Consider the following 13,028-nt stretch of genomic DNA (forward strand, 5'->3'; position numbering starts at 1 on the left):
GCAGACATTTTATCAAGTCTTGTCTTCCTTATCTTTACCTCGTCTTTTTTTAGAAAAAAGATTGTTAGCCTAATACTTGTTTCGCTAACCCCTATCACCCTCAAAATATTATGCAAAATAATTCTATCAGTCCTAGTGTTCCTACTCAGTCCAGCCCAACATCTGAAGTCGAAAAAGTTCGTGCTTTTTATAACAAAAATTCCATTAACTTTAGTCGAATGGTTCCCGATCCGGTCGCTAGATCCCATAATCTTGATCTAGCGGCTCGTATGGGGATACAACCTGGAAACTATATCTTTGATGCGGGTTGTGGCGCCGGAATTCCGGCGATTCATATTGCCCAGTCTTTTCCTGGGACGCGGATTGAGGGAATAACGATTTCTGACGTGGAAGCGGCAGAAGCCCAAATTAGGATTGCCCAAACTAACTTGGTCGATCGGGTACGGGTGCAAGTGGGGGATTTTCATGCACCACCCTTTCCTAACGAAGTCTTTGATGTGGTCTTTTTCAACGACAGCATCAAGTATTCTAATCAGGTGTCCCAAGTCCTAGCTGAAGCCAAGCGGGTGCTGCGTCCGGGAGGAACCCTATATATCACAGGTCTTTTTGTCAAAGAGCCTCCGCTCTCTGCGCTCGAGCAACAATCGCTTGATGAAGCCAAGCAGCAAGAAATGTATGGCAGTCATGTGATTACCATTAAGAAAACGGTTGAATTTGTAGAGCAGGCGGGATTCCAGTCCATTGAATATGACGAAAACCAGGCGATGACAATGCCAGCCCTGGCTTTTCGTCTGATTTGTGAAAACTTGCTCCACCCTAATTCGCCTCTATTTTTTGGAGAAATTAAAGCGGTAAAACCTGCCAGAGCTAAAACTCAAAATCGAATTCAACCTGCTGGCGTTAGCTCCAGTCCTGCTCGGAATCGCCATGAAGAAAATTTACGCTATATTGAAGAACACAAGCAAATTTTTGAGATTGAAAATTCTTATCCATTAAATTTGTTTGAAGAATTCATTAGAAAACCAAGGAAAGGTAAAGGAGGGACGATTGCCTGTTGCTGCAATATCGAAAAAGAACGTTGTTATCCCTCTCGTTTTGCTTATCTCTCTGAAGTTTTTGTCTCTGATCCAGCAATGAAATTGATCGATATTGAGGATTTTCTATCTTTCTCCCATCGCATAGAAGAACGTCCAGAACTTCAGATTAATCGGAGTTTACTTCAGCAGTTTTTAGCTACAGGTTTAGACCCTTCTAAAGTAGATATGGTAACTGTTGGTGTTGACGTTCGCCCAGAACTCAGACATTCACGGATCAAGTTGTATTTTAGCATCAGGGACTATCCAGAAAAGATCGCAATTGCCATAGCACTTTGCGGCGAACGGCGTGATTGGCAGAAATTAATAGTTAATGGGACGTTATTAGTAGGGTTTGACTTTTTCTTGGACAATCGAGCTGCGGTAGAAGTCTATCCCACGTTTTTCCCCGCCGATCTCCAGCGAGCGGATGTTCAAGCCTATTTAACTTCCAGACTACCTGCAAAAGCACTACCTCTCCTTGATGAGAGTAGAAGCGTTCAAATTGGGATTAGCAAGGATAACGATAGTGATATTCTATATTTCAATAATTTTAAATCTCCCAACAGTGCCGTTGATTATCTGGGAAATCAAATGGTTAAGCAAGTCCACGCTCACTATCGAAACCGAGTCTTTCACGATTTGTATATCGGGATTCCTGAATCTGATTTTTATGCCGATTCTATTCAGAGGGTAAAAATGTATTATCACATGAACGATTTTGTGAATCAGAGGAATTTGAGATTAATATAGACCCAAAACCCACTCTCAATGAGTATTGATTATCCACTTTAGATATTTACAAGCTCTTTCATAAGCAAATACAATTATGACGATAACTTCTGGATTTTCACATAATTATCTACGAGAGCAGCGACTCCGTTTCATACGAACTCATCTGGATGCTTTTGATGTAGAGCCTTGCTTTCCTCTACCTCTTTTTGAAGAAGCTGTTCTTGAAATTGAAGGCTACTGTGGTATTGAACCCACTTGCCATGTTGAAGGAGATCGCTTATTTGCAAGCGACTTTCAAGTTGCTACCTATGAAGAAACTTGGCCCCGATCGCTGGTCGATGCTTCAAAATTTTTAGACAAAGTTGAAAGCAGAGTGGGCGTTCAAATTAATCGGAACTTGCTCGATCAGTTTTCATCCCTATACATTAACTCTAGCCAAATCGAAACTAACACCATCGGCATTGACTTACGTCCGACACTTCAGGATTCTCTAATCAAGGTATATATGCACCTCCATCCTGGGGAAGGTAACGAAGATTTAGTGATGACAGCTCTCGCACTTGATGGTGCTAACTATTCGGCTGAAGTGACAGAAGTTTTGCTAAAAGATGGTAGCTTAATTGGATTTAATCTTTTCCTGGATGGTCGTAGTAACATAGAAATATGGGCGATTTCGCCCGGAGGTAAATACCAACAGCGAGGCAACTTTGGAAGCTATCTTGCTGCCTATATACGAAAACACTTTTCACAAAAAGTGATTTCTCTATTTGATGTTTCAGACGGGATTGCAGCAAGTTTTTCTAAGCAAAAGACAAGCCCCCTATTGTATTTTCACTTTTTTGATATCAAAGAAATCCCAAAATATTTTGCATTCAATAGCTTGGGCGACAAAATTTATGACTTTTATCAGAGTCTTGACTGTGTTACCTATGCTACTGTGTATGCCCGAGAGCAAGATATGGAAAGTAATCGGTTAAATAACTATGGGTTTTTGTACAATAGAAGTGATACATGTCAAGTGGATTTAGATAAATTGCGCTTCACACAACAGGTTGGAATTAGTCCTTAAACACCAAAACATTTTTCATCACTTTTCATCACTTGATTAATTAATCGGAGCCGACAGCTTTGCGAACCATTATCAGAATGTGATGATTTCCAACTATTCTTGTCCTAATCTTATTATTCACCGCCATGAGCCTTCATTCCTTCGCAGTTTCCCTAAATCCTTCTGTCCAAGTGAGCAGCACTGAAAGTCAGTATACCCTGGGCTCGGTAGAAGCAGATCCCACCGCTTTACTCACCCTGGCGACAACCCCTGGAATCACGATGGTTCTTGATAGTCTTAAGGCTGGCAGTAGTACCCCCGAATTACTGGTACAAAAGTTAGCGGAACTGGAAGGTCAGGCAGTGGGGGAACAGTTCGGGCAGATGCTAAAACAACTGGATGAGCGGGGTTGGTTGAGTTATACCGTCTTGCCCCTAGCAGTGGCAATCCCGATGGTGGACTCGGCTGAGTTAAATCTAGCCCAACCCTACTGGACACAAACCCGTGTCGCCCTCTCCCGTTTTGCCTATCAGCGTCCCTACGAAGGCACAATGGTGCTGGAGTCCCCCCTGTCGAAGTTTCGGGTCAAGCTCCTCGACTGGCGAGCTAGTGCCATCCTCACTCAACTAGCTCAACCTCAATCTTTAGGAGCTGTCACACCTCCCCCCTACTTGGGTGCAGAAACCGCCTATCAGTTTCTCAATTTATTGTGGGTCGCAGGGTTTCTGACGGCTGACCCCGAACCTCCCTCGCTTCAACTTTGGGACTTTCACAACCTCCTGTTCCACAGCCGCAGCCGCGGGGGTCGCCATGACTATCCATTACAGGACACCAACATTGAGCAGTGGTCAGATTTCCCAGTAGTGAAACCACCCATGAGCGATCGGATTGTGCCGCTACCCCATCCGAACTTGGGGGCGTTGAAGTATAACGATGCTACGCTCACCGAAGCGATCGAGAGACGGAAGTCCATCCGTAAGTGTGATGAAGCTCATCCAGTTACAGTTGAACAACTCAGCGAACTGCTTTATCGTACTGCCCGGATCAAAGATATTCGCTCAGTGGAGGAGTATTTTGGTGAAAATTGGCGAGAAATACTCGATTTTGACGCGGACATTGACTATGGCGAGTTGGCCAGTCGTCCGTACCCTGGCGGCGGAGCGATGTATGAGCTAGAAATTTATCCAGTGGTGCGACGATGTGAAGGATTGGACACAGGGCTGTATCACTACGACCCACTCAATCACCAATTGGAGCAGATTATAGGAGCAGAAGACAATATCTTTGCTCTATCAGGCTATAAGCTTCCAAACAACCTCCCAAGCAATTTGGGAACACCACAAGTCCTTCTTGTGATTACGGCGCGGTTTGGGCGATTGTTCCGTAAGTATCGTTCCTTGGCCTACTCGTTAGTGCTGAAACACGTGGGAGTATTGCAGCAAAATTTTTATCTGGTGGCGACGAATATGGGTCTGGCTCCCTGTGCATGGGGATATGGAGATAGCGATGGTTTTGGACAAGCAGCAGGTTTGGATTATGTGGAAGAGTCGGCGGTGGGTGAGTTCACGTTAAGCTCTCTACCGAAAAGGGATTTGCGAGCGAGTGGAGTTGAGTTAGCTCAAGATGTTGATGCCTCCGAAGAGTCAGGGGAAGTAGGTATCTCCGTGAGTAAGGCTGAGTTAACTCGGAGTGAGACGGAACCAGATCCGGCTGATGTTGGATTTCTTTCTTCAATCCAACCGACAGAGACTTTGAGTTCCTCTGACGAGGGATTGAGGGAAGCGGCGGAAACCGTCAGTAAGGCGGTTCGTTCGGAGGCTTTAGAAACCTCAATGGAGACAACAGATGCCGCCGTTTCCGGACGTGAGACGGAATCGGTTAACTTGTCGGCTTTATCAGAGTCCACAACTGAAGTCATGGACTCAAAAGTATCAGAGAGCCAAGCCGAATCGGATATTATCCCGGATGAAATTGAATCGGCGACGATTTCCGCCAGTGAGGTTGAGAGTTCTGCCTCCCCAGCTTTGGTAGCGCTCCATCCTCACGACCTCGACGATCGCGTCCCTGGACTCGCCTACCTCCGTAACCAAACTCTCGGCGACCCCCGCATCACGATTGTGGTTCTCGAAGGCAACCCCGACCACTCCCTCTCTTGTTTCCAAAGCCCTGAAATTTCTAAAGTCTTTCCCTACTGGCACGACACGCCAGAACCGTTTTCCGCAGAAGACTATGCCAAATACCGAGCGATTGATGATAGTGATCGCACGAAACAGGAGAAAGAAGAAGCCCTTAAGGCAGCTTTTCCAGAACCGCAGATAGTCCGTCTCAAAGTCGATGACCATACTTGCCATGTCACCAGCATCATCGTGGGTCAAGAGAACACCCCTTCTGCTGGTATTGCTCCCCACTGTCGCCTGATTAATTTGCCGGTTAATAGTACGGGGATTCCCGAGGAATCTATTGGTATTTTGAACCTAGCCCGTGCCTTTGAGCAAGCACTGAATTTAGGGGCAAATATCATTCACTGTGGGTTCTGTCGCCCTACCCAAACCTGCGAAGGGGAAGAGCTATTGGCTAAAGCGGTACAGAAGTGCTTGGATAACAACATTCTGATTGTTGGGCCTGCGGGTAATGGTTTGGGTGAATATTGGTGTCTGCCAGGAGTCCTGCCAGGAGTCCTTCCGGTCGGAGCAATGGATTTAGGCAGTCCACCTGCCCACTATAGTAACTGGGGACGCAACTACACCCAAGAGGGGATTATGGCTCCGGGTGATGACATTTGGGGAGCGCAACTCGGTAGTGAAAAACCGAAACTGCGAACAGGAACCAGTGGTTCGGCTCCCATCGTCACCGGAATCGCTGCGCTGCTGATGAGTTTGCAGCTACAACAAGGTAAACCCATTGATGCAGAGGCTGTCCGTATGGCACTCCTTAACACCGCTATTCCTTGCGATCCTAAGCGGGTAGAAGAACCGGAACGCTGTATGCGCGGCTTTGTCAATATTGCTGGGGCAATGGAAGTCCTGTTTGGACGACCTTCTGTCACTATTTCCTTTGCAGGCGACCAAGTGACCCGCACCGAATGGGCTGGTTATGCCCTACCTACCCCAACAGCGATGTCAGCCAGTTCAGCCCCTAGTTCGGCTGTTGTGGCGGCGATCGCAGAAAATGCCGTTACCGACGGGGCGATCGCCACTGTTCAAGAATCCGCAGAACCCACCAACATCGAAACCAGCACCGCCTTTGCTGGTGATGTTTATGCTCTGGGTACTCTGGGATACGACTTTGGCGATGAAGCCCGCCGAGATACCTTCAAGCAACTGATGCCTCCGTTTGAACTGGATGGGATCATGGTTCCCCCAGATCCTTATGATGCTCGTCAGGTGGTTGAACACCTCGATCGCAACCCGGACGAAGCCCGATCGCTGATTTGGACTCTCAACCTCGAGCAAAATACCCTCTATGCCTTAGAACCAAAAGGCCCCTTTGCCAGCGACGTTTACGAAATATTCTTGCAGATGTTGGCCGGACAACTGGAACCAGAAACCAGCGATGAATTTGTCGAACGCATCAGTGTCGCCGCCCGTCGCACCAACCGCACGGTGGAACTCTTTTCTGGGGAAGTGGTGCCGGTAGTGACGGTGCATGACCTACGAGGAATGTATGGCTGGACGGTCAACGCCCTGATCAACCCGGCCCTGGCTTCCGTCCGCAACCTGGAACCCGATCGAGAACCGATCGTCCGTGAAGCCATCAGCGCCTTCCTAAATCGGGTGTATTATGACCTGCATAACTTAGGCCAAACTTCCCGCGATCGCGCCCTCAACTTCGCCACCACCAACATTTTCCAAGCTGTCTCTGTCTTTGCGGAAGCGATCGCCTCTGGTCGCCAACTCGACACCATCTCCGTGGAGAAAAGCCCCTACTGCCGCATTCGCAGTGATTGCTGGGATGTCTTGCTCACCTTCTTTGACCCTGACAGCAGTCGGCGATCGCGTCGGGTGTTCCGGTTTACCCTAGATGTAGCCGCTAACTTGCCTGTCACGATCGGCAGCATCAAACGCTGGTCTATTCCTGGTCAATCCAACAGTCAATAGCGGACGGGGGATGGAGTGATGGGGTGATGGGGCGACTGAGTGATGGAATGAGTGCGATCGTATTTCTTAGGACCCGCCCATTCCGGTATATACGTTATCGCTTAAAAGCAGAAATCTTAGGGCGAAGCATTCCGGTATATACGTTATCGCTTAAAAGCAGAAATCTACTGCCGGAATGCTTTGCCCCTAAACATTTTCTATTGGCTGAACCACAAATTTTGGGTTAGGGCGAAGCATTCCGGTATATACGTTATCGCTTAAAAGCAGAAATCTACTGCCGGAATGCTTTGCCCCTACGGTCATGCTTTGCCCCTACAGGGGTACTCTATTAATCTGAAAAACGCTGTAATATCAGGTTCAAAAAATAGAAACATGGGAATAGAATTTAACCATTTATTTATTACTCTCGACACAGAAACCCTATAGTCAATCGCCAAATCAGAGTTCATTAGCCAAGAATTTTGCACAATATCCAGAGATACCGTAAAAACTGATAGAGAGAGTTGGGCGGTAATTTATCTCAGGGGAAAATATGCCTATCTTGAGATTTTTGCGCCCGGAAGTGCTCAAGGGTTGAAAGAAGGTTTTTCCGGTATTGGTTTGAATATTCAACCAGCCGGACAGATTGATCTTGTAGAGGAAAAACTAAAATCCTGATTACAAGAAAGCAAAGAACTTTCCGAAGGCGATCGCAAGAAAACCCGCTTTCTAAAACTGTTTTACAGTAAAACGCTGCCAATCAATCGGTAAATGCGGCAAAAAGAATTGTTGATATTTAATTCAACTATTTGTTTGATTTTCCTTGAAAAATAGGTATGTACAAAATACTTACCTATTTTTGTTTTTTTATGTTAAGCCATTCATTTTCATTATGATTAAAAAAATATTAATATTTTATCATTTATCCTTCACAAATAAATCATAAAAGCATATAAACTAATACTGAAACGTTGACTTTAGGATTTTCTGTATAACGTTTGCTTTCGGTAATAACTCCGCTTTCAAAAATAATACTCAAAACAATGAACATATAATATTATCTCACAAAATAGCCTAAATAAATAATATTATATTTTCATTGTTTTGACTTATTATTTATAATTCAAATTTATCCGAGGCGATAAAATTAAATTCTGCCTGATAAAAAGAATCAATATTTAAGGCATACTCTCCACCGTCTTCGCCATTATTTTCAATAATCAGTTCTCTGCTCACCGATGGATAATTGCCTTGATTATTTACAGGATTTAAATCGCCAAAATCGATTTCAGGAGAAGGTTTAATCGCCACTACAGGTTCTCCATTTGCTAGATTTAATACAGGAGAGCCATTTGATTTCATCACGGCAGATAACACCACTTTTACACCCTTAAAAGTGACATTAGAATAACAGTTATACGCGGTAATTGTCACAGTTTCTGCCCCCTTAGTAGTCAAGGGTTTGTTGGCACTTTTTAACTCAAAACAGGGGATTGGTTGCGGAACATCCAAATAAATACCAACGGCGCGAGTATTACAAATAATTTTGCTCAATACCTCTGCAAAACCATTAATTGCATCACGATCGCTAAAAGCTTGTCCCCCTGTTTCTGTTGCCAGTCTCGCGTATTCTGTTTGGATAGTATCTCGAAACTTACTCTTAGATGTACCAAAATAAGTGTGAAGAGTTACTCCCTCTTGTTTAGCGGTTTGAATAGCCTTATTTGCCGCGATGATATCTTTCTGCTCAGTTTTATCACCACCACCTTCTAAAGCTTCATCTCCTAGATAAAAAATCGCCCGCGTAGCGCCCGCTCTCCAATTGAAATGATTACAGATATCTTCGATCGCCCGCGCCGCATCTTCTTGAGCGCCAGCATCGGCTAATTCACCTCGCTTTCTCCCGCGAATATCTGAGTCAGAAACTTGACATTCTTTAATCAGATAATCTCGAATTGTCCGGTTAAAATGTGTTCCTTTCCAAGTCCCTTCAATCCCAAACCACGCCACTCTCAAATCGCAAGGACAACTTGAAGCAGCGGAAGTAATCGCGGCTTGGGCGGCATTACTAAGATCCTGCGCTTCATCTCTCATCGAGGGACTGGTATCAATAATAATTACTAAATCAACGGGCTCGACTTCATTTTTCTCAATTTGGCAAGGACGCACTGTAGGAATAACTACTTCTGTTTGACTCATGCTGTGAAATCTGTTAAATAATCAACAGTATAACAATAACATGATTTCCGTTATTGGATCTATTTTGCCTGATTAAGTATTATTACATTTGGGGGAGCGACACTTACTTCCTTCTTAACCATGAATCAACCTTGAGGATCCCCAAATCCGGTTTCTGAGTATAAGACTTTTTTAAGCTAATGAAAATTAATCGGCAATGTTTGGGAGATTCGATTTATTGTGGGGTCTAATTTCTGAAATTATCAGCGTTTTTTCCATACAACTAACCTGGTATGACCTTATGGCTAAGGATATTTGTGTTCGCTCTATCTACGAGAAGCCCACGGTAAAAGCTTAAATGCGTCAGTTGTACCAGGGCGTGTCATCAGTTAGAGGGGAAGGAGTGATTGTGACGAGTGCGGAAGCCCGCATCTGTTATCAGTTAAGCCAGACAACGATAGCCGCCAAATAAATAGCGCCTAAAAAGTTTCTAGCGGTCTGGTCGTAAACGGTAGCAATGGCGCGATATTGCTTGAGTCTCGCAAAGAAATTTTCAATTACAGCTTGTTCAGTAAACTTTTGTAACAATTGTGTGATAAACTGAAGCTGTAATCAATGCAGACCAGATTCAGACATGGGAAGTTACTCTATTGATCTTAGACAAAAAGTGGTGACTGCTTATAAGTTGGGCAAAGGCTCTATTCGGCAACTAGCCGAATAGTTTATGATTAGTCCTGCCACTGTCTATAGTTATATCAAAAAAGCTCGCGAAACCTCTTGATATAACCCCTAAAAAACCAAGACCAAAGCGTCCTGGAAAACTAGAGGCTTATCGAGACTTTATTATTCGGATGGTACAAGATAACCCCGATTGGAAAGTGAGGCAATATCGGGAATATCTCCTCACAGAGCCGGATGTTTATGTCAGTGTAGGAGGAATGTGTGAATTCCTCAATAAACTTGGACTGGGCGAAGCATTCGCGGAGCGGGCTAGTGATTTCAACCAAGAACCACTGGCGCGAATGCTATCGCCCCTACAAAAAAACTTACCGAGCCGATTGGCAACATCGGTAAGGTCAAAAACAGCGCGTTGATTACCGGGAGAGGGTTCGAGATGTACCAGAGGAGAAAATGATATTCATTGATGAGACAGCATTCTGGGTGGGGATGAGTCGGGAGATAGCCAGGAGTGAAAAGGGTAAAAAGGCATTCTGTTTAAGATACTTTTATAAAGGGAGAAAAATGACCTTGATTGGGGCAATAAGTATTGAAGGAGTTGTAGCGAAAAAAGCAATTGAAGGCTCGATGAAAGGAGAAGATTTTCAGGAGTTTGTGGAACCGGATCTGGTTCCGAAGCTGAATCCAGGGGATGTGGTAGTTATGGATAACCTTAATATCCATAAAAGGGAAGGTATCGAAGAACTGATTGCCGAGAGCGGGAGTCCGAGTAGAATATTTACCACCCTACTCACCAGACTTTAATCCGATTTCTATGTTGTGGTCAACAGTGAAGTCACTGGTAAGAATGTTCCCAACACGAGCAATGTCGGTGCTAGAACAGTTAATTGAACTTGCTCTGATGCTGATTGCAATACATACGTTTAAGAACTGGTTTACTAAATGCTGTTATTGTACTAATTAAATAGCGAACAAGCTGTAGCTATTTTTTATTATAAATATTTAAGTTTTTGATTAAATATATTATTGTCTAATAAATCAAACATAAAAATTATGTAATATTTGTTATTCGTTATTTGAGCTTATTTTTTGAATAGCCAAAAACAAATAACAAATATCAAACAACAAAAAACTAAGAATACCAAATATCAAATATTAATTTGAACGGGCTTGATGAATCGAAGGCTGTACAGTAATCACCGATGACATTTTCCGTTGTTTGAGTAAATAAGTTGTCATGTCTCCTTTGCCTTTTACTTCAATGACTCCGCGTTTTTCAATTACATAATTATCACGTAATTGCTGATAGGTGGAGTCGGTTATTTGAATGTCGCCAACGATGCCGTGGGATTCCATGCGACTGGCTGTATTAACGGTATCCCCCCAGAGATCGTAGATAAATTTTTTGGTGCCAATGACTCCCGCTACGACGGGGCCAGTATTAATCCCAATCCGCATATTGAGATTGGTTTGATGTCGTTGGTTGAAATCTTTAATAACTCGTTGCATATCTAAGGCCATTTCTGCGATCTCGATCGCATGATTTGCGTCGGGATAGGGCAACCCACCGACCACCATATAGGCATCGCCAATGGTTTTAATTTTTTCTAACTCATGCTTTTCAACTAAGGCATCAAACGCAGAAAAGATTTCATTGAGCAATTGGACTAATTTTGTGGGGGGTAAGGAAGCAGAGAGGGGCGTAAATCCAGCAATATCCGCAAATAATACGGTGACTTCTGGAAAGTTATCGGCAATCACTTGTTCTTCTTCTTTGAGGCGTTCGGCAATCGGGGAGGGTAGAATATTTAATAGTAAGCGTTCCGATTTTTCTTTTTCGGTTTCTAGTTGTTTCAGTGCCCACCAAAATTGCTCGGCGATCGCAGCGGCTAAGACCAATGCTAAAACCAAAGCGGCTACTAATAACATCGTAGCGGCTCGACTGGTGGCTTCTATCTGAAGTCTGGCGCGTTCAATTTCTTCGTTAGAGAAGACAATCAGTTTCTCAGACAATTCAGACGCTTGCTGTTCAAAGCTTTCAATCTTATTCTGAATTTCCAGATCCAGGCTGACAATTTTCTGCAAAATTCCTTGATAATCTCTCAGATAAACTAAAGATCGAGCTTGTCTTTCTGGATCAAATGTTCTGAGTTTGACAATATGTTCAGCCAAGAGTTCTCGAGTTTTTTCTAGAGCATTAATTGCCGGATAGCTGCGGTTTAAAAAATATTCTTTCTCCTCAGCCTTCATCTGATTATATAAGGCAATAATTTCCGGGTCTTCTTCTAGCAGTAAAGTATCCCGCAATAAATCGGATTTTTGCTCCAAACGAGCGATCGCCCCGCTTTCATTCATATCTAATTCGGCCACTAAATTCACCGCTTCTCGAAAGCGATCGCGATAGTTAATAATCATTTCTACATAAGCAATAACCTGGGGATGAGATTTTCGCAAAGCGGGACTTATATTCACCCCAGAAAGTAACTTTTGCAACTCATCGCAATGACGCAATAATTTTTCAACAGATTGCTGATGTTTGTCTACCTGTGCTTGGGTTTCTTCTCGTAAATCCGTCCTAGACCAATTCTGAAAAAATTGTCTCTCTGCCTCACGAGCGTCATCGAATTCTGCTTTAATTCTAAATACTAATCCTTGGAGTTTACTACTGGTAATAATCGCCGCTTCGGTTTCCCGGCGGACAAAAGTCAAAGATACCCACCCGGTTGTGGCGACCCCAGCCAATAATAATAACAAACCAAAAAACGCTAAAGTAAATTTTCCGGTGATATTCAGTTCACCCCGGTGATGATTTTGTTTTACTGGTTTTTGCTGAAAACCCTTAAGATTCGTGGCCGAGAAGTGTTGACGCAAATTCTGCATGGTAATTTGTGATCCATCCAGTCAATAAAACAGATCATACCAATTTCATTGAATTTTGCCACATATGCCCGACACCAATCTTGGATCTAGGGGTTCAGTCTAATAGCAAATTCAACCCCGATCGTGGCACATCCCCGTCACCGCCCTTACTCATTGCCAATTTAAGCATATCAGATGCCTATCATGGGAGGAACGAGGCAATTCGCGACCCCCTTCAGGATTTGACCGATTCGATAAGAGAGGAGAGAGAATAGAGGAGAGAGAATAAAGAAGAGAGTAGGATTTGTTTCACTGGATACTAGACAAGGACGATGTGCGATTCTCTCCGGGAGGCTTTCGCGATCGCCTACAGGAAAGCGG

At 44.0% G+C, this 13,028-nt stretch carries 9 protein-coding genes; 6 read left to right on the forward strand and 3 right to left on the reverse strand.

Translation table 11 applies throughout. From position 1 onward, the window contains the following. Positions 1 to 110 precede the first annotated feature (110 nt). The 4 genes from ABWT76_RS22955 to ABWT76_RS22970 all read left to right on the forward strand — a co-directional run bounded on the left by ABWT76_RS22955 (position 111) and on the right by ABWT76_RS22970 (position 7,610). Positions 111 to 1,826 carry a DUF5838 family protein gene (locus tag ABWT76_RS22955; protein WP_054466070.1) on the forward strand — a complete coding sequence of 572 codons (1,716 nt, stop codon included), beginning with the start codon at positions 111 to 113 and terminating at the stop codon, positions 1,824 to 1,826. 76 nt (positions 1,827 to 1,902) lie between these two features. Next, the gene (locus ABWT76_RS22960; RefSeq protein ID WP_054466071.1) at positions 1,903 to 2,877 is read left to right on the forward strand and encodes a DUF5838 family protein; all 975 of its coding nucleotides are present in this window, start codon (positions 1,903 to 1,905) and stop codon (positions 2,875 to 2,877) included. 125 nt (positions 2,878 to 3,002) lie between these two features. Continuing rightward, a complete protein-coding gene (locus ABWT76_RS22965) occupies positions 3,003 to 6,953 on the forward strand; it encodes a PatA/PatG family cyanobactin maturation protease (protein WP_054466072.1) in 3,951 nt (1,316 codons plus the stop codon). Between the two features lie 429 nt (positions 6,954 to 7,382). Next, a complete protein-coding gene (locus ABWT76_RS22970) occupies positions 7,383 to 7,610 on the forward strand; it encodes a DUF5829 family protein (protein WP_255353184.1) in 228 nt (75 codons plus the stop codon). 438 nt (positions 7,611 to 8,048) lie between these two features. Here the strand turns inward: ABWT76_RS22970 and ABWT76_RS22975 are convergent, their stop codons facing one another. Beyond that, the gene (locus ABWT76_RS22975) at positions 8,049 to 9,131 is read right to left on the reverse strand and encodes a hypothetical protein (protein ID WP_054466073.1); all 1,083 of its coding nucleotides are present in this window, start codon (positions 9,129 to 9,131) and stop codon (positions 8,049 to 8,051) included. A gap of 417 nt (positions 9,132 to 9,548) precedes the next feature. Continuing rightward, complete coding sequence (locus ABWT76_RS22980; protein ID WP_304437841.1) at positions 9,549 to 9,707, reverse strand: transposase; 159 nt, start codon at positions 9,705 to 9,707, stop codon at positions 9,549 to 9,551. 534 nt (positions 9,708 to 10,241) lie between these two features. Between ABWT76_RS22980 and ABWT76_RS22985 the strand changes: the two genes are divergently transcribed. Beyond that, positions 10,242 to 10,592: a transposase gene (locus tag ABWT76_RS22985; protein WP_082348832.1), complete on the forward strand. Its 351-nt coding sequence runs from the start codon at positions 10,242 to 10,244 to the stop codon at positions 10,590 to 10,592. Continuing rightward, on the forward strand, positions 10,537 to 10,752 hold the full coding sequence (locus tag ABWT76_RS22990; RefSeq protein WP_082348833.1) for a transposase: 216 nt from the start codon (positions 10,537 to 10,539) through the stop codon (positions 10,750 to 10,752). The genes ABWT76_RS22985 and ABWT76_RS22990 overlap by 56 nt, the downstream gene beginning before the upstream one ends. 191 nt (positions 10,753 to 10,943) lie before the next feature. On the opposite strand, the gene ABWT76_RS22995 is transcribed toward ABWT76_RS22990, so the two are convergent. Further along, a complete protein-coding gene (locus ABWT76_RS22995; RefSeq protein ID WP_242049928.1) occupies positions 10,944 to 12,668 on the reverse strand; it encodes an adenylate/guanylate cyclase domain-containing protein in 1,725 nt (574 codons plus the stop codon). Between the last annotated feature and the right edge of the window lie 360 nt (positions 12,669 to 13,028).

Origin of the sequence: Planktothricoides raciborskii GIHE-MW2, assembly GCF_040564635.1 — a bacterium.
GTDB classification, from domain to species: Bacteria; Cyanobacteriota; Cyanobacteriia; order Cyanobacteriales; family Laspinemataceae; genus Planktothricoides; species Planktothricoides raciborskii.

What these genes read in the sequence shown, in the direction of transcription:
- ABWT76_RS22955 (WP_054466070.1), top strand. Translation starts at nt 111, where the DNA reads ATGCAAAATAATTCTATCAGTCCTAGTGTTCCTACTCAGTCCAGCCCA.
- ABWT76_RS22960 (WP_054466071.1), top strand. Translation starts at nt 1,903, where the DNA reads ATGACGATAACTTCTGGATTTTCACATAATTATCTACGAGAGCAGCGA.
- ABWT76_RS22965 (WP_054466072.1), top strand. Translation starts at nt 3,003, where the DNA reads ATGAGCCTTCATTCCTTCGCAGTTTCCCTAAATCCTTCTGTCCAAGTG.
- ABWT76_RS22975 (WP_054466073.1), bottom strand. Translation starts at nt 9,131, where the DNA reads ATGAGTCAAACAGAAGTAGTTATTCCTACAGTGCGTCCTTGCCAAATT.
- ABWT76_RS22985 (WP_082348832.1), top strand. Translation starts at nt 10,242, where the DNA reads ATGATATTCATTGATGAGACAGCATTCTGGGTGGGGATGAGTCGGGAG.
- ABWT76_RS22995 (WP_242049928.1), bottom strand. Translation starts at nt 12,668, where the DNA reads ATGCAGAATTTGCGTCAACACTTCTCGGCCACGAATCTTAAGGGTTTT.